Raw genomic sequence first — 21,013 nt, 5'->3', positions numbered from 1 at the left:
ATCACTGCCGCTCAGGCTTCGACAGCAGTTTGTGGAAGCCTTGGAGCGGCAGATTGATTTTGAACGGGAGCAAATGGATAAGCGATGATGAATAACGACCTTGGACTGGGCATTGTCGTATCGATGAAGGATGCGTTCTCACAGAACGCCCAGCGCATTGAAAGTTCGATGACAAGCCTTGACGGAACCGTCGCGGCCGCCAGTGAACGCATGACCAGAAATCTGGATCGTATCCAGAAAGGCACCATGATGGTGGGAGCCGGTCTTGCGCTCATGGCCGCGCCTGTTGCCTTGGTCGCATCCACCGCTGCCACTCAGAAAGCCCTCGGGGAGTTGGCTTCACTTGGAGTCAAGGATCTCGGAGCCATTGAAGATGCCGCAGAATCCTTCACCAACCAGTGGTCGGGAGCCAACAAGGCGGCCTTCATCACGGCCACCTACGATGTGAAGTCGGCGCTGTCCAACCTCAGCGATGAGGCGGTCGGCGTCTTCACCAACATGGCCGGTCTCACAGCCAAAGCCACCAAAGCGACCACACAGGAGATGGTCGGAACCTTCACCACGGCTTACGGCATATTCAAACCCATCATGGCGGATATGACCGATATGGAGTGGGCCACCGCCTTTTCAGGAGCCATGGCCCAAACCGTGGCATCGTTCAAGACCAACGGAACCCAGATGGCCGATGCGATCAAAAACATCGGTGCCGTTGCTGCTGCCAACAATATTCCTCTGCAGGAACAGCTGGCGATCCTCGGTCAGTTGCAGACCACCATGCCGGGCTCAGAAGCCGGAACGCTCTACAAGGCATTCATCATGAAAGCAGCCGAGGCCGGTGACCAGCTCGGGCTCTCGTTCACCGATACAACCGGCCGTCTCAAAGGCGTCATTCCCATTTTGCAGGAAATCAAACAACAGTTCCCGGATTTGTCGCAGGCAGCCGCTCAGGTGAAGCTGAAGAAAGCCTTTGGCTCCGATGAAGCGGTCAAGTTCCTCCTGCAGATGGCTGCCGGAACGGAATCGCTCGAAAGCAATATCAAGTCAGTTGGCGCAGCCATGAAAACGGGAACAGCGGTAACCAATCAGATGGCCAGTGCCATGAATCAGGATATCGGAGCCCAGTTTGGATTAATCCGGCAGCAGATGTCCAACCTGACCGAGATATTGGGTCGCACACTATTACCGGTCGTCACTCCGGTGATGAACGGTATCTCCCGCTTCATTCTGTTCCTGCAGAAACTGGCCAAATCCATGCCCGGAGTCACTCGGGTAGTTTTGACGCTCTCCATGGCGCTTGGAGCGGTGCTGGTCGTTGCCGGAGCGGTCACGTCCGCCGTCGGGCTCGTAGGTCTCATGCTTCCGGCTATCAAGGCCGGTTTCGTCGCCATCAGCGCAGCGGCCGCAGGTGTCGGCTCTGCCATTGCCACATATTTTCTGCCGGTCACCGCCGCCATTGCCGGTGTGGTATTGGCGGTCTACCTGCTGAAACGGGCATGGGAGACAAACTTCGGAGGAATCCGGGATGTGGTGCTCGGGACGTGGAACAAGATCAAACTGGTCTTCGAGGGTGTGAAGACGCTCATCTCATCTTTGAGCGGCTCCACCGGCCAGATGTCGGCCGAGCTTGCCAACCGGCTCAAGTCAGCCGGGCTCCTCGGGTTTGTCGTGACCGTCTTCAAGGTCTATTACCGGGTACGGGAATACCTGTCCGGGCTGTGGGAAGCCTTCTCACATGCCTTCGGTCGAATCCGGGCCATTCTCGAACCGGCCGTAAAGGCAATGATTTCAGCCTACGCAACCCTCTACAAAGCCATCTTCTCGGTGGTGGAAGTATTCGGTGTCTCGGCCAATTCAGTGGACGGATCGGCGTGGCGAAAGTTCGGTTCCGTGGTCGGAACGGTTGCCGGTGTTCTGCTGCAGGGACTGGCCTATGCACTCCGCATCGTGGTCTGGAATATCACGATGGTTGTCAAAGCGCTCGCCATTGTGGTGCGAAGCGTCGTCTGGGTCGGCAAGGTGATTGTCGGCTCACTGATCTATGCCACCAAGTTCATCTACAAATTTCTGCTTCCGGTCCGGCTGATCGCGCAGGCGTTTGTGGCAGCCGGGAAGATTATCTATTCCGTCTGGCAGATACTGACCGGTGATGTTTCCCTGCTGGATGGATTGAAAGCGATTGGCGGAGCGGTCTTTGATTTTTTGGCAACTCCTTTCAGGTGGGCTCGCGATGTCATCAGCGGCGTCTGGAGCTTCATTACCTCGGTTTTCGACGGGATGGTTCGATTCTTTGTGGCTGCCGGTGAACGTATCGTCAGTGTTTTCATGAACCTGCCGATTGTCAGTATATTGCGGAACCTGTTCGCCACAGTGAGGAGCTTCTTCTCAGGCGACATGACCTTTTTCGAGGCTGGGAAAAAGATGCTCGTCACACTGGGTGAAGGCATCTGGTCGGCGGTTACCTATCCATTCCGCATGCTGAAGAATGCGCTCGGCAAGCTGCGAAGCCTGCTGCCGTTCTCCGATGCCAAGGAAGGTCCGCTATCGACCCTGACAGCATCAGGTAAAGCACTGCTCACAACTCTGGCGGATGGAATGCTTTCCACACTGGCATTACCTGCAAAAGTGTTCTCCTTTGCGGCTCGTGGAGTTCTGTCTGTACTGTCTGGTGTCTGGAACGGGCTCAAATTAGCGGGCCAGACCGCAATGAATCTGCTTGCTGCTCCCTTCAGAACGGCGGGCAATCTCTGGGGATCACTGGTTGACGGTGCCGGAGCGATGGTATCCAAAGCCGGTGGGCTGATCAAAGGCGCGTTAAGTAATCTCATCCCGGAACTGTCTTTGCCGGATTCATGGAGTGGCGTCTGGAATAAGCTGACTGCCGGTGCGACTGGGGTCAAACAGACGTTCACCGCCACCTTCAGCGGGCTGAAAAACATCATTGGCTCGGGGATCTCTGTGGTAGCTGAAAAAGGAACAGCACTCTGGAGCCAGGTTAAGTCCGGTGTGGGCGGCGTCATTCAATCGGTGAAACAGAAAGCCTCCGGACTGCTCAGCGGTGCATGGACCGGTATCAAGTCCTTGTTTTCCTCTTCACCGGCACCTGAAGCCAAGGCTGCCCCAAAATTGCAGACCGCTTCCGCTAAACCTGCTGTTGTGCAGCAAAGCGCCGGTCGATTCGCTCTGATTCCGAGTCTCGAAAAAAAGCTCATCCCGACGGTGTTTTCCGCCGTGCTTATGCTTTCGCCGGTCATGGCTTCCGCAATGCCGGTCGTGAATGCAGGGCCAGCCGGAGCAGCCGACATTACACCGAAAATTCCGGTAAGTAAGCCTTATCAGTTCCCGGATGCTATTGCGGCTCCCTCGGTTCCGCCGGTGACCATTGCCGGGCAGATCGCCCCCTCGATGGGGATGATCCCCGCGTTGAGTATTCCGGCTGACGTCAGAGCTTCCGTGGATACGGTCGGGACCGGCATGTTGCAGGAGGTCAATGCCGCTTCGGTAATGCAGCCGGAACTGCATCCGCCTGAAAAGCTGGCAGCGGCAAGAACGAATTCGTTTGTATCACCACCTGCAGGCCAGCAGGAAGTTCCCGATGTGGCCAGCCTTCTGGAGGCACTGTTAAACAAGCTCGATGCGCTTTCGGAACGGCCAGTTGAGGTTTCTGTGGCCACGCATATCGATGGTCGTCAGATGGCCGAGGCGGTCTATAAGGATCTCCGGGAACGAAAAATAAGAAACTATGAAACCCTGTGAGGCAACCGATGAAAAGAGTGTTTATTTGCAGCCCCTTTGCCGGGGATATTGAAAGAAACGTTGAAGTGGCCAAAAAGCTGTGCCGCATGGCCATGGATCAAGGCTATGCGCCATTCGCGCCACACCTGTTGTATCCCCGCTTTGTCGATGACCACGATCCGCAAGAGCGTTCCTCCGGTATCAGCTGTGGACTCGCTTACATGGAGACCTGCTCTGAAGTCTGGGCGTTTACTGGAAACGGCATCTCCAAAGGGATGCGGCAGGAGCTCTCCCATGCCAGAGAGAGCGGCAAGACGATCGTTGAAATCCACGAGGTTGAATGATGGCTTGGGACCGACAGCCGATAAAGGGATATTTGGTCGATGCTGACACCGGTGAGCGACTGGAATTCCAATACAACCCCAACAATATCAGCGATGAAAAATCGACCAGCTATGCCGCCATCAAGATTCCCGGCATGAGTCACCCTCGCTATCAGTATGTGGCCGGTGAGCCTCGCCGGATCACCTTCAAGATCGAATTATTCAAAGGACCGGTCAAACAAAAGGTCGACTGGCTGCGGTCTCTGCAATACCCGGAGCACGCTGGTAGCATGCTCAAGAACGCGCCGCACCGGGTCATTCTCATTTTCGGTGATCTCTATCCGGGCGTAACCTGCATTGTCAGACAGGTGAAGGCCCGCTTTTTCGGCCTTTTTGACCAGACCAACCTCGCTCCCCAGCGGGCCGAGGTGGATATATCCCTCGAAGAATACGTCGATCAATCGGTCAACTGGTCGGAGGTACGCTCATGATCGACAAGGATTCCAGATACGCAAAATGTCTCCGGTATAGAGACAGTGACGGTGACTCCCTTGGCATGCGCTTTCCGATCGATACATCCCCGCGATTCGATGACCGCTTTCATACCGTGACCGACGGTGACCGGCTGGATCTTCTGGCCCACAAGTATCTGGGAGACGCAAAGCTCTGGTGGCTCATCTGTGACTACAACGACATTTTCTTTCCCCTTGAACTGACACCGGGAACGGTGCTTCGCATCCCTTCCATGGACCACGTCAGCATGCACATTCTCGACTGAGCCCCGACACTCCATCGGCGCTTCCGGTATGTAAGCAGTGAACTGCGAACAGCCGGAGACGTGCATGGAACTCGATACATTCAAACCGACATTTCTGATTCAAATAGAGGGCAAGTCACTCTCCAAGGATATCACTCAGGAGATCACTTCATTTGTCTTCACCGACAATGAAGAGGAACTGGATGTTCTCGAGCTATCCATCACCAACCGCAACCTGCAGTTTGTGGACGATCCGCTTTTTCAGGAAGGCAACGAGATCATTGCCCGGTTCGGTTATGTGGGCAATCTCTCGCCCCGTAAAAAGGCCGTCATCAAGGATATCGATTACGACTTTCCTGAAAACGGCGACCCCACCATCCGTATCAAAGCCTATGACAAAGGCTTCAAGCTGGCCGGAAAAGAAAACCAGAAAGTCTGGCAGAAACCCGCGCCGGGCATTCTCTATTCCGAAATTGCCGAGCAGATCGCTTCGGCCAATGGCCTCAAGCCGGTCGTGACGGCTACCAAAGGCCATCATCTTCGCGTTACCCAGAGCAATCAGTCCGACGCCGTCTTTCTCAAAGAGTTGGCGGCAAAGGCCCGTGACCGGGATGGTCAGGGTGTCAGTGGTTACTCCTTTTTCATTCAGGACGATGAGCTTCATTTCCATCCAAGGGAACTGGAACAAGCTCCACTTTTGACGCTGGAGTATTTCACCGACCGAAAAGGCGTTCTGCGCTCTTTCAGGCCATCGACCCAATCACAGGGAGCCAAAGGTGCCGGTGTCGAAACCAAATCAGTCGGTGTCGATCCCCGCAAAAAGGATGTGGTGGAGCACAAAGCCAACAACGACACGACCCCCGAACGGACCTCGCTGGGCAAGCAGACTTATCTGGTGGATGGCAACACGGGTGAAGGCAGCTTCAAAGAACAGGAGACCGGACAGGTCGTTCCCGCTTATGAACGTTCCGAAGCCTTCCATGAAGAACCGGCACAGGAGCCTGCTCAGGATACAGCCGAAGGCAAATTCAGGGAGGCCGAACTCAAACAGGTGGAAGCCACTGCCGTCACCATCGGCATTCCGTCTCTCCGTGCCAAAAAGAACCTCGAAGTGAAAGGTGTGGGCCGGAAGTTTTCCGGCATTTACTACTGCCACTCGGTTCGCCACAGCATCGGCTCATCCGGCTATTCCTGTGAAATCAAACTTAAAAAGAACGCCCTTGGCAAAGGGGCTGGCGACAAGTCTGCCCAGACCAAGGGAAAACCAAACGATAAAGAAGCACCGGCAACCCCGCAGAATGAGCCACCGGCCATGGTGACCATCAACGCGGATTCCGGTGCTGTTTCTTAGGAGGAACCATGGGAGATCTGAGTAAAAATTTCAGTCGTTCCGAATTTGCCTGCAAAGGAACCAACTGCTGCGGGCATTCGGCTCCGATACAGCTTGAACTGATTTCGGCGCTTCAGGCTCTGCGCGATCAATTGAACCTGCCACTGAGCATTACCAGCGGTTTTCGCTGTAACCGGCACAATGAATCTGTCGGCGGTGCTGCCCGGAGTTTTCACACCTTGGGCATGGCGGCCGATGTGGCCTGTCCGGATGGAATGACAGCCGAAGACCTGGCTCAGGCGGCGGAAATCATACCGGCCTTCCAACAAGGCGGCATCGGAATCTATCCGTCATGGGTACATCTCGATGTCCGGACAACCGGGAAAGCGAGGTGGCGCAATGACTGAGTTTCAGAAAACCGTCACCGTCGGCTCGGGAATCGGGCTGAACGGGCCTTTACAATTTGAACTGCTGCCCAATGGTCGCAGCGCCCGTCTGATCAAAGATTACAAGGTCAGGATCGCTGGCAGCCGCACCATTACTGTGCCTGCCGGATTTGAAACAGACTTTGCATCGGTGCCGCGTCTGTTCTGGCGAATTGTGCCTCCATGGGGACGCTATTCACCGGCTGCCGTTGTGCATGACTTTCTCTATCACACCGGACTCGTGACCCGGGCTGAAGCCGATCGCATCTTTCTCGAGCTGATGACCAAGCTCGGTGTCCCAGCATGGAAACGCCGACTGATGTATTGGGCCGTTCGCGTGGGTGGATGGAAGGCTTGGAATGACAGCCGCCGGAGGGAAAGCAGCCATGCTTGAGACCTCCGACAAACAGACCGAAGAACGCTATCGCAATCGCTGGTATGGCAAATACCGGGCTTTTGTCCGGGACAATAACGACCCGGAACGACTCGGAAGGGTTCGGCTCGAAATCCCCGCTGTGCTGGGTACGGGCCGTGAAAACTGGTCGGACTGGGCAGCTCCCTGTTTTCCGTATGGCGGCAATGATGATTGCGGCATGTTCCTCGTGCCTGAAGAAGGCGCTTCGGTCTGGGCGGAGTTTGAAGGCGGCATTGTTCAATATCCGATCTGGACCGGAGTCTGGCTCGCGGGAAGTAATCCCGGGGAACAGCCTGAGGAATCCAAGCGAACCTGCGGCAATGCCTTTTGTCATGACTGCGAGGACAAGCTGGAGCACCAGAGCAATCCCCACGACAATCTCGAACACCAGAAATACCACGGCCATCCGGAATACTACTGCCCGCGTTTCAGGGTGCTGATGAAGACGGAAACCGGCCACACCATTCTGGCCGATGACCGTGACGGCGATGAATTGATGCGCCTGATCGACCGGGCCGGTCAGATCCTCACCATGGAGGCCAAGGTCAAACCGGAAATGCAGAGTGGCAACGCCCTCAGACGCGGCACCAAGGATGCTGAAAAAGGCGACCAGCTGGATATCGCTTCACAGATCGTCGGATCGAAAGCTCGGGTCCAGCTCACCGACCTCTGCCGTCAACAGGTGCTTCTGGAGGCATGGCAGGACAAGGAAAAGATTCACATCCTCTCCTGCGACAAAGGCCGTTCCCGCTGGCAAAAGATTCTGATCGATACCACCAAAGGCCGGGAAAAGGTCCACATCTGGGGACTCAACGGTACGCAGGAAATCCTGATCGACTCCACCAAAGGCGCTGAACAGATCCGTCTCACTGACAAAGCCGGACAGGTGGTCAGAATGAACGCGGCTCCGGGAACGGAAAGCATCAGTGCAACCGACAAGGCGGGAAGCCTCATTTTCATGGATGGTGTCGTTGGCAACATCATCATCAAATCGACAAACCAAGTATTGATTAACACATAAGGGAACATTGCATGAGTGATTCAAATCAACCCGGGCTGACTGCATCCGAAGAGATGCTCGCCAGAACCTTCGACACATGGCGTAAGGAATTTCGAGGGATTCTGGAAAACCACCGCCGTGAAATTCAGGACCGGCTGGAAAAGATCGAACGGGAAATCGAAAAGAAATCCGACAAAGAGAACGTCGAGGTGCTGGTTCGCGGCATCAATTCCGATCTACACCGCCATGCCGAGGAGATTGACCGGCTTCACACCCGGGTCAGTGAAAAGGTGGGCACGGAGACCATGTGGAAAATTATCGGGTTGACGCTGGGAGTCGGCACCGCTGTCGGCGGGCTGATCGGCTATCTGATCAATTTAACCTTGAGGCTTAAACCATGAGCGGACCACAGGCACGTCTCGGAGATGTCAGCAGCCACGGCGGTGTGATCATTACCTCGGCCGTTCGAACCATGGTGAACGGGATTCCGGTGGCCCGCATGGGTGACCTGCACGTCTGTCCCATCCCCGGGCACGGCGTTACTCCCATAGTGACCGGAAGCATGACCACCATTACCGAGGGCAGCCCCAACGCCAGAATCGGCGACATTACTGCCTGCGGTGCAGTGATTGTGGCGGGCAGCCCGAACACCATAGACAACTGAGGAGCCTTGTATGCCGGAAGAATCAACCATACTGACACATCCATACTGGGACGTTTTTCCCAAGCTGATCCGCGTATCGACCTCCGAATGGCCGCAAGCCATTCCGCTTTCGATTCGGGGCTCGGTCGAGTCACCGGTGTTTGAATCGTCCAACAATGATGTCGCCGAGGTGGATGAAGCGGGAAACGTGATCTGCGGTATGCAGCCCGGCGCTGCCGTTGTCATGGTCTGGCATTCAGATGATCGTTTGAGTGTTCGCCATGTTCAGATTGAAGTGTACGGCACGCCAATGGGCGGAGGACAGCCCTCATGACCGAACAACTCGACATCCCGGCTTATTGGGAGATCTATCCTCAGAGCGTCCGCCTCTCGCTATCCTATTTCGAGCAGCGCATCCCGCTCTCTGTTCGTGGCAGTGGTTTGAACCCGCAGTTCATTTCATCCAATCCGGCAGTGGCCTATGTGGATGACGAGGGTTTTCTGATTAGCGGAATGCAGATTGGCAACGCCATGATCATGGCCTGGGATTCCGATGCCCGGCAGAGCCTGCGTCATTTAAATGTCGAGGTCCGTGATCCCTCGTGGTTCGCTAACCATCCGGACTTTTTGCTCGATCTGGGCACCAGTGTGCATCTTGTCGGATCTGTAGTGGATGCACTCAATGCCCGGCCGCTTGCAGGCGTTTTGGTAACCATACGGCGCAGTGAGGAAGGTCCGATCGTGGCTCAGCAGATCACTGACGCCTCCGGGCAGTATGAAATGGAGCTGTTCGAAGGGCTCTATGTCTACGAGGCGAGCACGCCCAACTATATCGACGCCCATGGCCTGTTGAACGTCCTCGAATCAGGAAGCTCCGGCCAGAACATTGTGCTCTCTCCGGAACTTAACGGACAGGTGGCCCGTATCGTTCTGCAGTGGGGACTCAATCCCCGGGATCTTGATTCTCATCTGCGCGGTCCACGCCCGGGTGGCGGCACCTTTCATGTCTATTACTCGACGGATTATGTGCAGGATTGCGGAGAGCTGGATGTGGACGACACCTCATCTTACGGGCCGGAAACCATCACCATGCATCGGCTGGTGGCCGGAACCTATCGCTACAGTGTTCACGACTACACCAACCGAAACTCGAGCACCAGCACAGGTCTGGCCGGATCAGGCGCGACCGTGAAAGTGTTTTATTACGACGGCCGGGAATACACCTTCAATGTGCCCAACCAACCCGGCACCGTCTGGAATGTATTTGAAATCAACGGAACCACCGGAGCGATCACCGCCCTCAACCAGATGGAGTTTGAATCGAATCCGGGCAACGTAGGAATTTAGGAGAACGCTCATGGTATCCATAGAAGAACCTCAGGCCGGAGCCGTGGTCGAACAGACCGATTCCGGTGAAAATCATTTTATCCTCAGAGACATGGCGCTGCAGCTTGCGGGGATCAAAACCGAAATCGCAGGCATGAAGACCATTATCGAAGCCTCTCACAATGCATCAGAAGCATTGAAACAGCAGGCACAGGAGGCGCTGGAAGCACACATTCAGAACACACAGGATTATATGGATCAGGTCACGACCGAGCCGCCCCCGGATTTCTATCCCTTTGTCTCGCTTCCCGAAGGATGCCAAGTAAAAGACCTGCCGGACGGCAATCGTCTGTTTACCCTGTCTGACGGTATAATCCTCAAGACCAACGATGATCACACCATTTCAGTAATTGTCGATGGCGAGCCGCATGTCGTTACTCCGGGACCGGCAACCTCCGTGGAGGTCAGTCCCGGCCGCATCTATGAACTAGTGCCCGAATGGATCGAGACTACGCTGGAACAGGCCGGAATCGAGGGACTCCCAATCTCGGCCCAAGTGGATCAATTGACCGAACATCGCTTCAGTATCGAGCTTGCCTCATACAGGTTACTGCTCGATCAGCAGTTGAAAACACTGTCCGTCATCAATCCCTCGGGCAGCATCGATATCCTCGGGATTGCCCGAATTGAAGGTGTCGGTGAGACCATCAGCCTCCGCATTCTGGCCGATGGAGCCAAGGGTTTCTCCTGTGAAGAGAGTGGGCATGGCGGCCTCATCGAGAGCGGCGGCACCATTCATCTTTCCATGAAAAACGGCACCAGTCTGATTGTGCGCTTTCCGGATGATGGCTCGGCAACAAATGACGGCTCCACCGGCTGTCAAGGACTCTGCAACCTTGAATGTGAGGAGCGTGATCTATGAACTACGATTTTCTCGGTACAGGGCTGAAATTCCCTCTGAACTTTCAATCCATATCCGGCGGAGCCGAAGTCTCCACATCGACCTCCCGGGAGCATGAGCATATCCGGGAAAGTATCATCCAGATCCTCGGGACAAGGCCCGGCGAGCGGTTCATGAACCCGGAATTCGGCTCAAAGCTGAAAGACCTTGTGTTCGAACAGAACGATGAAGTGCTTAAAGGGCTCATCCGCCATCATGTCATCGACGCGATCCGCCGCTGGGAAAAGCGTGTGGTCATCACGGATGTTTCATTCGATGATTCCGCCCGCAACAAGGACCTCAATCAACTGCCTGTCATCATTTCCTATCGGGTCATCCAGACTCAGGTCGAAGGAAACCTCGTTTACCCGTTCTTCCGGGAACTTCCTTAGACCTCCGACACTTCCAGACTGCTTCCGGTAAGTAATCGGCGTGTGCGGAGTTTATCGCTCCGCTTTAAAAACGACGAACGAACCGGAGGCACAATGGGCCGCGCAAGCATTGAATATATCAACAAGGATTATGAATCGATCCGGCAGGAACTGCTGGCCAAAGTGCCGCAGCTGACAGACCGCTGGACAGATTTCAATCACTCCGACCTTGGAGTCGTTCTGCTGGAACTGTTCTGTGGTGTCGGTGACATGCTGGCCTATTACCTCGATGCGCAGGCTGCCGAGGCATTTCTGCCCACAGCCCGCCAGCGTCAGAATGTGATCAACCTCTGTAAGCTCATCGGCTATCAGCTGGATACGCCGGTCTCTTCCACGACCACCATCCGTTTTTCACTGGCTGCACCGCTCGAGTCTGATCTGCCGATTCTGGCCGGAACTCAGTGCCGGGCACTGCTTGAAGATGGCAAGGCCGACTTTGAAACCGTGGAGGATGCCTTCATTCCCCGTGGTGAACTCTCCGTCGGCATTTACGCCCGGCAGGGAATCCGCAAATCTGAAGAGCTGGAAGCCACGGGAAAGCCGTGGCAGCGTTTTCATCTGAGCGGTGCTTCCATCGCGCAGGCAACCATCCGTGTTCTTATCGATGATGATACTTGGAGTGAGGTCCGCCATTTTCAGGAAAGCGATGGCGACAGCCTTCACTTTATGGCCGACACGGATGCCTTGGATATTACCTCCATTCTCTTTGGTGACGGCCAAGCCGGAGCGGTTCCCGCTTCCGGAAAAACCATTTCCGTGAGCTGGCTCGAAAGCCTCGGAGCCAAAGGCAATATCGGTCCGGCCCGTATTACACAGCTTCTTTCAACCGTCTATCACGATGGTGCTCAAATCCCGCTGACCATTTCCAATCCGGTGGCGGCTACAGGCGGCTCATCCCGGGAGACCATTCAGCATGCCCGCAATCAGGCTCCGGCCGAACTGCGCAGTCTCTGGAAGGCGGTAACGCTTCAGGACTACAAGGCGCTTGCTGAGGGCTACCCCGGTGTCGCCAAGGCCAAGGTGCTCGATACCAACGACTGCCAGAACATCCGTTATTACAACGTCCATTTGGCCATCGCGCCCAATGGTGGCGGCATGCCATCTGGGCTTCTCAAGCGTGATCTGGCTGAATATCTGGAACGCCGCAAGGTGATCACCGTCGAGGTGAAGCTGTTTGACCCGGTGTACCGGTCCATCCATATCGATTGTGAAGTCCATGCATGGCCGGGCGAAGCTCTTGAAAGCGTGCGCAGTCGAATCGAATCGTCACTGGCGGATTTCTTCGCCTTCGATCAGGTGAGCTTTGGGCAGACCATCCATTCATCCGATCTCATTGCCCTGATCGATGGTGTTCGGGGAGTCAGTCACATTCATCTCTATACGCCCCAAATGGACGTGGAACTCGGACGCGGTGAAATACCGGTCCTCGGCTCGGTCAATCTCGACATGCGGAGGGCCGAATAGTGGCGGACTGGTTCCAGAACAATCTTATCGATCTGCTGCCGCCGCTGTATGAGCACAAGGATGAAAGCGGCGACCTTCGTTCTCTACTTTCACTCCCGGCAGGCACTCTCGATGAGATCAAGGAGGCCATCGACAGGTTCCCGGATATTTTTGATGTGGAGCGCTGCGACGAGCGGTTTCTGCCCTTGCTCGCGTATCTGGTCGGTCATCGCTATGACGGCACGGACACGCCGGAAAACCAGCGTCGTCTGATTCGTGAAGCTGTCGAGATATACCGACGCAAAGGAACCATTCCGGCCATCGATCGTAGTCTTGCGTCAATTGGTTGGGAGGGCCAGATCGAAGAAACCTTCCGAAGCGCCCTCCGTTTGAACTCCCGCTCCCGTTTGAGCTCGGCAAAACTCCCGGGCAATGTGTTCAGCCTCGGAGTGTATCGGGTTCACAGTCTCAACCTGGCTGAAGGTGTACGGGATGCATTGTCTTTTCATCACCCGGCTGGCACCCGGGCCTTTTTCCTGCAGTGGCTGGCCACTTTTCTGGAGATCGGGTCTGATCTGGAATTTCAGAACGCCGCCCATGTCCGCAGTGTGGTTCTGGCATTTCTCGATGAAACCTTCGTGCTGGGAAGAAGCCGTCTCGGCTCTTGCCGCCATCTGACCAACAAACAGCGGATATACGATTACCTTCAGTTGACCAGTACGGTGGAGATGGTTCCGGAAATCGACCGCGCCGCCAACAAGGTATCCCGTTTCCATGGCCGTCAAAACAGGATGCGCCTCAATCATAGGCCGCTCAACGAAAGACGACTGGTGAACACTTCCATCCGCGAGGACAGGCTGTCTTTCTGTAATCCGATCTATACCGGCAGAGATTACCTCACCGATATTGTCGAATCCGGCTTCAACCTCTCGGCTGACCATATCAACCGCCGCAAACTGTCGTTTGCCGATGCGGAAACCCTTTACTGCTTCCGGCAGAAAGACCTCTTTTCAATTCTGCAGGCAGAGGCTTCGGAAGCCCTGCAGAACAGACAGACCTTCGGCTTAAACATCGAAGCGAGAAACCGGCAATGTTTCCAGCTGGGCCGCTCACCGCTCAACGGGGATGTGGTCATCAATGCCATTCAAGGTGGACACAGTAGTGCGCTGCTGGTTGCCAGCGCCGGATGCAAAGCCGGGGTCACCGAAGCATCCGATCTGATTAACCGCTGGCGTCGGAGAGGGCCTGTATTCAAGCTCAACGCGAATGTCCTCAACAACCGGACTTTGACTAATGCGAACCTCACCGGAGAACGGGCATCGCTTGAAGTCTATGTGGATACAGGTTCTCTCCAACGCCCACGGATTGTGCCTCTGAGCCTCAACCAACGCGCTCTCAACACGACCTCTTTACGCCTCTCCGTGGATCGGACCCGACCGCTCCGCATCGGACAGATGAAACTCAATCAGGCGGGTTTCCGGTTCACCGAGCCATCCTACCGATGGCTGTTCCGTCAGCAGGATTTCAGCGAGGCACGGGAAGCCGCTACAGAGAGCGCCGTGAACAAATACCAAGTAACCCAATGGCCTGTTTAAGGAGAGATTATGGCAATTCACTTATACCTCGATGAACAGTTGACCCAGCAGATTTCGGAAGGCGACTTCAGCAATCCGGATGCGGACAACTACAACGGCACGGATGGAGAAATCAAAGACCGGCAGATTTTCGTGGCCAATGAACAGACCACGCTCGCCGCACCGATCGATGACATCCAGACCGACATAGAACTGACTGAACCACGCTTTGCCGATGCGGAATACATTGTGATCGGCACCGAGCAGATGCAGATCCTTTCCGGCGGCGGAGCCATCAATCTGACCGTAAGACGCGCCGTGGCCAACACCGTGGCAGCATCCCACGCGGCCGATGCGCCGGTCTATTCCGGATACGACTATACCGGGCTGGTGGTGGACCCGATCGACGAGTTCGAAACCGATGAATCGGTCTGGTACAAACTCGCGCTCACGCAGGCCGGACTCGATGCCGCCACCCAAAGCGCTCCGCTCAACCTCGGAGCTAAGGCCCACAATCAGACCATCTCTTTCTGGCGTCGCTGCACGGTGCTTTCGGGCACTCCCGTCCAGAACAAGATCGATATCAAGCTGCGCCTCACCGGAACAGAGAACCCCGTTTTATAAGGAGTGAATCATGGCTTATCAAAGTATTCAGGGAACCGCCAGCGGCCGATTGGACCTGCTGAACAAGATTAAAGATTTTCTGGTCACCACCGTCGGCTGGACATTGCATGACGATCAGTCCGCCGATGCCCGGCCATACTATGTATTCAAATCAACCGGGGAATCCGGTGCGGAAGATATCTATCTGCGCTTCCAGATCGGACAGAGCTCCGGCCGCATTGAAGTGGCCGCTTTCCAATACTGGGACAACACCGCCCAGACCGCTGCAGGCGAAGCGTTCTACAGCTCGTACACCTATCTCCGGGCCGAGGACACCGCCGATTTCATCTACTGGCTGTATGCCGACCTCGACCATGTATTCGTCGTCAGCAAGATTGTCTCGACCTATTACGGCCATTACAGCGGTTCCATCAAACGGTTCTGGTCTTCGGCGGTTGCCCTCACTCAGGCAGCGATTGTCAACGGCAGTGCCGTGGTGGCACAGGTCAACGATGCCTCGATCTTCACACCCGATCAGCATTACATCATCAAAGACGACGTCAATATCGAACGGGTCAAAATTACCGCCATCGATACGGTTGCCACGCCCAATACCGTGACCATCGAAACACTCGTCAGCGATTATGCGGCCGGGGCAAAAATCGGCGAGGACCCTCAGCCGGTCATCACCGGTTACTACAACATGCCAAGCACCTTTTACGCCGTGAACAAGTTCGACGGCTGGACTTCCGCCAGCGGACAACGCGGCCGTTGCGGTGCGGCCCACGGCAACCTGCAAAGCGATACCGATCCGGAACGCCGCTACGACACCACCATTCTTTTCCCATGGCTGGTCAGCATGAACGGCGCTGACAGCTATCAGGAGCTGCGAGGAGAACTCATCGAAATTTATGCCACCGGCGGAGCCAATGTGGCCTCCGAAGATACCGTCGAAATCGGCTCGGATTCCTATCGGGTATTCAACCTCTCCGGCGGTGGCTGGTGTGCGATTAAGGAGTAAGGCTCATGGCTGTTGTTAAAGGACAAATCAAACCCACAACCCAAGTGAAAGGTCGGCGTGTTCCGCAACCGCTGGCCAATCTCAACAAGGGAACGGCTTTCAAAATGACCGGGAGGATACGCCGTGGCCGTGCATAAGGGAGCAATCATTCGACCTGCCGTTATCCGGGGCACTCGCAGACCCGAATTTCAAGTCAACCTGCCGCCTGTGCAGGGTGCCTTTTTCGACTTGTTCGGTCCCCGGGATCAACGGCGCACCATTGTGATTCAGGCCGATGCATCTGTCAGGGCTTCGAACCAGCGTTCGATGATGGCCGACAGTCAGTCCATTGTGGCGGGCAATATCGAACGGGATTCAGACACCTGGCTGATCATTCCGCAGGTATTCGAACAGCTGGCTTTTGCTGCCGTCAGGGTGACGCATCCCCGAGAGGCAATGCTGGACACAGCACTCAGGATCAGCGGTTTCCGGGCATTGACGGCAGACACCGCCCAGCATCTGGAGCAGCAGTTTGGCCGTTCCGCCGACGCGGGGCTGACCATTTTCAATGTGATTATCAACGAAGAACACGAGATTCAAACATAAGGAGAAGACCATGGCATTGGGACTCATAGTCAAATCAGGCCGTGTATTGACGGCAAAGCTCCTGATGGGACAGGCAGTGGAAGGCATAACCCACTGCGCCATCGGGGATGGAGATGAAACATTCACCGAACCGCAGAATCCACCCGCGCCGGATATCGAGCAGACGGCCCTCAAAAACGAGCGGGCCAGAAAGCGGCTCTACAAACGAACCTTCCTCAAAGAGGACGCCGAGGGTGCGTTGGTGGTCAACGGGGTCCGTTATTTGGAAACCGGAGAAGAGACCAACACCATCGGCATTTTCTTTCGCTTTGATGAGGCCGAAGCCAACGGCATCACCATCAGGGAATACGGCTTTTTCGGCGGTGACGTCGAGTATGTCGCCAGCGTGAGCGGTGATCTGGCCATGGGCGGAGTGTTTCATCAGGACACCAATCCCGTCGGAGAGGTGCTGCGCCCGGGCTACCTGTACGAAGTGAAGAACATTCCAGATTTCAACAAGATTTCCGATACCCGCGTGGAGCTGGTCGGGATCATCAAAATATAACCGGAGGTAAAAGAGATGAGTATTTCAAGAGATACATTCGATCCCGCCAAGAACTACAAACGCATCCGCTATCATCAGGACCGGGATCTGCTTGATTCGGAACTGAACGAACAGCAGGAACTGATCAACCTCGAGCGCCGCAAGATTGCCGATATCCTTTTCAAGGAGGGATCGATTCTGAGCGGTCTCGATGTCACGGTACAGGATAACGTGCTCACGCTGACGCCGGGCATGGTCTATATCGACGGTCATGTGGAAGCGGTTGCCGGAGCCACCTTGACCTATGACCCTGCCACCACCAGCGGCGCGGACTATGTCTATGCCGAGCTGCTCAAATACAATTACGGCTACACGCAGGACCCGTCGCTGATCAATCCGGCCACAGGCGAACCCACCGCCGAGCGCGAGAAATGGGTGCTGGCTCTGAAGACCACCGACACCACCGGCCTGACGCTTCCCAACAACGTGACCGAGCGCAAGGTGGTGCCCATCTACAAATTCGACCGGGAGACCGGCGATGTCACGGCGACGGTGCAGGAAAAATCCAATCTGTATCTGCGCGACCTGCTCGGTACGCTTCCCGGCAGCCGGATTACGGTTTCCTCCATCACCGAAGACCAGCTCTCTTTTGCCGCCGCTGAAGGTCTCAATTCGTTGCTGCAGAACCTTGCCGAGCGTACCTTCGATCAGGCGGGCAGCTATCTGGTCAGCGGATTCGACAGCTTTATCAGCTCGGTGGATGATACCGATGTCGAGGTAATCACCAACGCGGGCCGGGCTTACATTCAGGGCTTCCGTCATCAGCGGGATCTGCCCACCTCCACACTGGTTCCTAAGTCGGTGGCCATCAAGTCGGTGCGTGGTGAACAGAAGACCTACAATATCAGCCAGCGCCGTTACCCGGTCAACTCCACGCCGCTCAAAGAAACCACGCAGGTGGAAGCCATTGTGGAGATGACCGCCAATGTGACCCGTGGCTCGGTCGGCGGCGGTGAGGATCTGCTCGACCCCAATCCGGTCGTCGATATTCTGGAAGTCAGTCAGGGTGCCACCATTTTTCAGGAAGGCATCGACTGGCAGCAGTCCGGCAACCATGTGGACTGGATCGGCTCTGGAAATGAACCGGCCATCGGAACCACCTATACCGTGCGCTGGACCTACACCAAGCAGATGATCAAAGGCGAGGATTATGTGGACGGCGGCTGGTTCGGTATTACCGCCCATCCGGTATCCGGAACCTATCATTATGTGGTGACCGCTTTTGACGGCTCGGGTGAAACCGCTTTTAATTCAGGCAGCGTTCTTTCGAGAATGACTCTGGTCGGTGAGATGAACCGTCTTTCATGGCTGCCGGTCAACGGTGCCAACGGCTATCGGGTTTACCGGGCCACGGCCAACGGCTCCAGAACCGACTTTCAGCGCATCAAGGAGCTGGGCAGCGAAGCCATCTCCTATATGGATGACGCAGTGGACGAACCCGTGGCATCCAATCCACCGGCCAGCAGCTCGGCTGCGGTTTCAATGTCCATGACCCAGATCGAACTGGGTAATCTCAATGTGGTCAACTTCGGTCGCGGAGCACTTGGCGATGAACCGGTCAACGGCTCCAACTGCAGCATCGATTACGATTATTACCTCGGCCGCAAGGACATCATCTACGCCACCACCCGGGAGATCAAACGACTCGAAGGTGCTCCGGCGGATTTCCCCAAGTTGCCGATCGTTCCAGAGGATACCTTGGGTCTGTGCAGTATCGACTGCCCGCCCAACTCCACCGATATGACTATCCGTAATTTCGGGCTCACCCGCATCACCATGGATCAGATCCACGACATCATCAAAGATGTGGAGGACCTGAAATACAATGATGCCCAGTATCAGATGAACAATGAGCTGCAGAACCGCGACGCCCAGTCCAAGAAAGGCATCTATTCGGACGACTTCTCCAATACGGCGCAGTCGGATATCTATCACGCCGAGTGGGATGCCCGGGTAAACGAACTCGGCAAGTTTGCCTCTCCCGATCGTTCGGCTATTTCATCACCGCTCGAGGTGGATACGGGAAGTAGCGATGCCAGCTTCTTCGGCAGTCTGGCGTTGTTGCCTGGCTCGGAACAGGTGGTGCTCGAACAGAGCGACTGGTCCGAGGAGCGTAACATCAACCCCTATGCGGTCTTTGAAAAGCCGCCAGCAATGCTGCAGGTCACGCCCAATATCGGCCGCCGTGGGCAGACCGGCATTGCGGTGACAGGCATCAACTTCACGCCAGATCGCTCCGGGATTGTCCTGCGTTGTGACGGCCGGGTCATGGCCAGCAATCTGGTCAGTGATGATGCTGGACGTGTGACCGCCTCATTCACGGTGCCGACGGAAGCCCGCAACGGCAATCGTATCGTGGAAATGGCGGATGGTCAGTACACCGCCCGGGCCAGCCTGCAGATCAATGATCCGCTGGTGATCACCCGTATTCAGCGATTTATCCAGACCAACATCATTACCCGCATCGTTCGTGTGCCGGTGGTGCGAACCGTCTGGAGAACCCGTACCATCTTTGTCCGCCGTGATCCGCTGGCCCAGACTTTCAGCTTCACGGAAAACCAGGTGCTGTCGGCTGTGGGTATTCAGTTCACCGAGCGGGATGCCTCCATTCCGGTAACGGTTCAGATACGAGGCGTTACAACCGGTTTGCCCAACGACACCATCTTTGCCGAAAAGGTGATTGCGCCGTCGGAAATCAATCTCGGTGGTGAAACCAAGATCAGCTTCGATGATCCCTTTTACGCCGAAGCCAATACCAGCTACGCGGTGGTTCTGCTGACCAACAGCACCAACTACAAGGTGCGCACTGCCACTCTCGGCAAGACCGGCCGTCAGGGCATCATCACCCGCCAGACTTATGCGGAAGGTGTGCTTCTGGAAAGCTCCAATGCCGAGACCTGGACTCCGCTCAACGGCTCCGACCTCACCATGAAACTTTATGGCTATGAGTTCGAGAACGAAGGCACGGTCCAGTTCCAGCCGGTCAGTGGTGTGCAGTTCTCCGATCTGAACATCGATGAATATTCAGCCATCCCGGAAGGCACCCACCTTATCTGGGAATACTCCACCGACGGTGGCTCGACGTGGGATGCTGTTGTTCCGGCCGAGGAAGAGCGTCTGCCCAATCTGGCCAATGGCGTCTTGGTCCGGGTACGCTTCAGCACCGGCATGGGTAACGACACTCCGGCGCTCAACTTCCGGGATGTCAACCTGATCGGCTACCTCAACAACACCGTAGGAACCTATCTGACCCGTGAGAACGAACTGACGCAGGGCGTGGAATCCACCAAAGTCTACACCCAGATGGATATCCCCAGCGGCACCAGTGTTCAATGGTTCGCCTCCAATGATGGCGGTGAAACATGGGAAGCCATGACTATCGACGACACCCGACCCATCGATGAAGACTGGACCGAATACACACTGGTAAGGACCTTCAGCGATCCGCAGGGCAACAAGGTGCGCTACAAGGCTGAGCTGACCGGAACCGTATTGACCTATCCGAGGATTCATACCCTCGGTGCAACCCTGAGCTGATGGAGGACCCGAGATGATCGTAAAACGCCGTGGCGGGATGATCGAATTCATCCCGTCTCCACAGGAAAAACGGGAAGGACTGGTCCGGGATCATTCCTTCAATCTGATCGAAAACCTGCACCACAGGTTGAGCCGGTTGGAGGAGGAACTCGGATTGCCGCTTGATGAGGCCGAAGCCTGCAGCGCCTTTCTGGATAAAATGAAGCAGGATGAATCCCTGAATAAGGAGATTCACACCAGTCTGATCACGGGTGAAAGCCCGGATACCTGAGCCCATCCCATCCGTGAAAAACAACCAACGCCCCGGAACGCCCGCACGCTTCCGGGGCGTTTCTTTTGATGTGC

22 protein-coding genes are annotated in these 21,013 nt (G+C 55.7%); all 22 read left to right on the top strand.

The window, feature by feature from the left end:
* Positions 1-84: 84 nt before the first annotated feature.
* Positions 85-3,753, top strand: a complete 3,669-nt coding sequence (locus ACYQ11_RS09395; RefSeq protein WP_459923525.1) for a phage tail tape measure protein — start codon at positions 85-87, stop codon at positions 3,751-3,753.
* Positions 3,754-3,761: 8 nt separating this feature from the next.
* Positions 3,762-4,076, top strand: a complete 315-nt coding sequence (locus ACYQ11_RS09390) for a DUF7768 domain-containing protein (RefSeq protein ID WP_459923524.1) — start codon at positions 3,762-3,764, stop codon at positions 4,074-4,076.
* Positions 4,073-4,546, top strand: coding sequence for a CIS tube protein (locus tag ACYQ11_RS09385; RefSeq protein ID WP_459923523.1), 474 nt, complete (start codon positions 4,073-4,075; stop codon positions 4,544-4,546). Before ACYQ11_RS09390 ends, ACYQ11_RS09385 begins: the two co-directional genes overlap by 4 nt.
* Entirely contained in the window at positions 4,543-4,833 is a 291-nt protein-coding gene (locus tag ACYQ11_RS09380) for a LysM peptidoglycan-binding domain-containing protein (RefSeq protein WP_459923522.1), read from the top strand. Before ACYQ11_RS09385 ends, ACYQ11_RS09380 begins: the two co-directional genes overlap by 4 nt.
* A gap of 64 nt (positions 4,834-4,897) precedes the next feature.
* Entirely contained in the window at positions 4,898-6,163 is a 1,266-nt protein-coding gene (locus ACYQ11_RS09375; RefSeq protein ID WP_459923521.1) for a phage late control D family protein, read from the top strand.
* Between the two features lie 8 nt (positions 6,164-6,171).
* On the top strand, positions 6,172-6,549 hold the full coding sequence (locus ACYQ11_RS09370) for a YcbK family protein (protein ID WP_459923520.1): 378 nt from the start codon (positions 6,172-6,174) through the stop codon (positions 6,547-6,549).
* On the top strand, positions 6,542-6,961 hold the full coding sequence (locus tag ACYQ11_RS09365) for a DUF1353 domain-containing protein (protein WP_459923519.1): 420 nt from the start codon (positions 6,542-6,544) through the stop codon (positions 6,959-6,961). Before ACYQ11_RS09370 ends, ACYQ11_RS09365 begins: the two co-directional genes overlap by 8 nt.
* Positions 6,954-8,003 (top strand): phage baseplate assembly protein V, encoded by a 1,050-nt coding sequence (locus ACYQ11_RS09360; protein ID WP_459923518.1) that lies wholly within the window; start codon positions 6,954-6,956, stop codon positions 8,001-8,003. Before ACYQ11_RS09365 ends, ACYQ11_RS09360 begins: the two co-directional genes overlap by 8 nt.
* An 11-nt stretch (positions 8,004-8,014) precedes the next feature.
* The gene (locus ACYQ11_RS09355; RefSeq protein WP_459923517.1) at positions 8,015-8,383 is read left to right on the top strand and encodes a hypothetical protein; all 369 of its coding nucleotides are present in this window, start codon (positions 8,015-8,017) and stop codon (positions 8,381-8,383) included.
* Entirely contained in the window at positions 8,380-8,646 is a 267-nt protein-coding gene (locus tag ACYQ11_RS09350) for a PAAR domain-containing protein (protein WP_028315167.1), read from the top strand. The genes ACYQ11_RS09355 and ACYQ11_RS09350 overlap by 4 nt, the downstream gene beginning before the upstream one ends.
* A 10-nt stretch (positions 8,647-8,656) precedes the next feature.
* Positions 8,657-8,959, top strand: a complete 303-nt coding sequence (locus ACYQ11_RS09345) for a hypothetical protein (RefSeq protein WP_459923516.1) — start codon at positions 8,657-8,659, stop codon at positions 8,957-8,959.
* On the top strand, positions 8,956-9,972 hold the full coding sequence (locus ACYQ11_RS09340; protein WP_459923515.1) for a DUF2135 domain-containing protein: 1,017 nt from the start codon (positions 8,956-8,958) through the stop codon (positions 9,970-9,972). Before ACYQ11_RS09345 ends, ACYQ11_RS09340 begins: the two co-directional genes overlap by 4 nt.
* Positions 9,973-9,982: 10 nt before the next feature.
* A complete protein-coding gene (locus ACYQ11_RS09335) occupies positions 9,983-10,873 on the top strand; it encodes a hypothetical protein (RefSeq protein ID WP_459923514.1) in 891 nt (296 codons plus the stop codon).
* The gene (locus tag ACYQ11_RS09330) at positions 10,870-11,283 is read left to right on the top strand and encodes a GPW/gp25 family protein (protein WP_246909097.1); all 414 of its coding nucleotides are present in this window, start codon (positions 10,870-10,872) and stop codon (positions 11,281-11,283) included. The genes ACYQ11_RS09335 and ACYQ11_RS09330 overlap by 4 nt, the downstream gene beginning before the upstream one ends.
* 93 nt (positions 11,284-11,376) lie before the next feature.
* Entirely contained in the window at positions 11,377-12,786 is a 1,410-nt protein-coding gene (locus tag ACYQ11_RS09325) for a baseplate J/gp47 family protein (RefSeq protein WP_459923513.1), read from the top strand.
* Positions 12,786-14,360 (top strand): phage tail protein, encoded by a 1,575-nt coding sequence (locus tag ACYQ11_RS09320; RefSeq protein ID WP_459923512.1) that lies wholly within the window; start codon positions 12,786-12,788, stop codon positions 14,358-14,360. Before ACYQ11_RS09325 ends, ACYQ11_RS09320 begins: the two co-directional genes overlap by 1 nt.
* A 9-nt stretch (positions 14,361-14,369) precedes the next feature.
* Positions 14,370-14,963 carry a hypothetical protein gene (locus tag ACYQ11_RS09315; RefSeq protein ID WP_459923511.1) on the top strand — a complete coding sequence of 198 codons (594 nt, stop codon included), beginning with the start codon at positions 14,370-14,372 and terminating at the stop codon, positions 14,961-14,963.
* A gap of 10 nt (positions 14,964-14,973) precedes the next feature.
* Positions 14,974-15,963 (top strand): hypothetical protein, encoded by a 990-nt coding sequence (locus ACYQ11_RS09310; protein ID WP_459923510.1) that lies wholly within the window; start codon positions 14,974-14,976, stop codon positions 15,961-15,963.
* Between the two features lie 123 nt (positions 15,964-16,086).
* Positions 16,087-16,548, top strand: a complete 462-nt coding sequence (locus tag ACYQ11_RS09305; RefSeq protein WP_459923509.1) for a hypothetical protein — start codon at positions 16,087-16,089, stop codon at positions 16,546-16,548.
* Positions 16,549-16,558: 10 nt separating this feature from the next.
* Positions 16,559-17,092, top strand: a complete 534-nt coding sequence (locus ACYQ11_RS09300) for a hypothetical protein (protein WP_459923508.1) — start codon at positions 16,559-16,561, stop codon at positions 17,090-17,092.
* A gap of 15 nt (positions 17,093-17,107) precedes the next feature.
* Complete coding sequence (locus ACYQ11_RS09295) at positions 17,108-20,668, top strand: DUF4815 domain-containing protein (protein WP_459923507.1); 3,561 nt, start codon at positions 17,108-17,110, stop codon at positions 20,666-20,668.
* Between the two features lie 13 nt (positions 20,669-20,681).
* On the top strand, positions 20,682-20,939 hold the full coding sequence (locus ACYQ11_RS09290; protein WP_459923506.1) for a hypothetical protein: 258 nt from the start codon (positions 20,682-20,684) through the stop codon (positions 20,937-20,939).
* Positions 20,940-21,013 lie beyond the last annotated feature (74 nt).

The sequence above is a fragment of the Desulfatiferula olefinivorans genome (assembly GCF_054657895.1).
Note: the sequence above shows the minus strand (reverse complement) of the source record. Positions and strands in the feature narration are given on the sequence as shown.

Coding starts and splice junctions, on each gene's coding strand:
- ACYQ11_RS09325 (WP_459923513.1), top strand. CDS start 11,377: ATGGGCCGCGCAAGCATTGAATATATCAACAAGGATTATGAATCGATC.
- ACYQ11_RS09290 (WP_459923506.1), top strand. CDS start 20,682: ATGATCGTAAAACGCCGTGGCGGGATGATCGAATTCATCCCGTCTCCA.
- ACYQ11_RS09315 (WP_459923511.1), top strand. CDS start 14,370: ATGGCAATTCACTTATACCTCGATGAACAGTTGACCCAGCAGATTTCG.
- ACYQ11_RS09395 (WP_459923525.1), top strand. CDS start 85: ATGATGAATAACGACCTTGGACTGGGCATTGTCGTATCGATGAAGGAT.
- ACYQ11_RS09350 (WP_028315167.1), top strand. CDS start 8,380: ATGAGCGGACCACAGGCACGTCTCGGAGATGTCAGCAGCCACGGCGGT.
- ACYQ11_RS09300 (WP_459923508.1), top strand. CDS start 16,559: ATGGCATTGGGACTCATAGTCAAATCAGGCCGTGTATTGACGGCAAAG.
- ACYQ11_RS09385 (WP_459923523.1), top strand. CDS start 4,073: ATGATGGCTTGGGACCGACAGCCGATAAAGGGATATTTGGTCGATGCT.
- ACYQ11_RS09355 (WP_459923517.1), top strand. CDS start 8,015: ATGAGTGATTCAAATCAACCCGGGCTGACTGCATCCGAAGAGATGCTC.
- ACYQ11_RS09330 (WP_246909097.1), top strand. CDS start 10,870: ATGAACTACGATTTTCTCGGTACAGGGCTGAAATTCCCTCTGAACTTT.
- ACYQ11_RS09380 (WP_459923522.1), top strand. CDS start 4,543: ATGATCGACAAGGATTCCAGATACGCAAAATGTCTCCGGTATAGAGAC.
- ACYQ11_RS09365 (WP_459923519.1), top strand. CDS start 6,542: ATGACTGAGTTTCAGAAAACCGTCACCGTCGGCTCGGGAATCGGGCTG.
- ACYQ11_RS09375 (WP_459923521.1), top strand. CDS start 4,898: ATGGAACTCGATACATTCAAACCGACATTTCTGATTCAAATAGAGGGC.
- ACYQ11_RS09310 (WP_459923510.1), top strand. CDS start 14,974: ATGGCTTATCAAAGTATTCAGGGAACCGCCAGCGGCCGATTGGACCTG.
- ACYQ11_RS09390 (WP_459923524.1), top strand. CDS start 3,762: ATGAAAAGAGTGTTTATTTGCAGCCCCTTTGCCGGGGATATTGAAAGA.
- ACYQ11_RS09345 (WP_459923516.1), top strand. CDS start 8,657: ATGCCGGAAGAATCAACCATACTGACACATCCATACTGGGACGTTTTT.
- ACYQ11_RS09295 (WP_459923507.1), top strand. CDS start 17,108: ATGAGTATTTCAAGAGATACATTCGATCCCGCCAAGAACTACAAACGC.
- ACYQ11_RS09335 (WP_459923514.1), top strand. CDS start 9,983: ATGGTATCCATAGAAGAACCTCAGGCCGGAGCCGTGGTCGAACAGACC.
- ACYQ11_RS09360 (WP_459923518.1), top strand. CDS start 6,954: ATGCTTGAGACCTCCGACAAACAGACCGAAGAACGCTATCGCAATCGC.
- ACYQ11_RS09370 (WP_459923520.1), top strand. CDS start 6,172: ATGGGAGATCTGAGTAAAAATTTCAGTCGTTCCGAATTTGCCTGCAAA.
- ACYQ11_RS09340 (WP_459923515.1), top strand. CDS start 8,956: ATGACCGAACAACTCGACATCCCGGCTTATTGGGAGATCTATCCTCAG.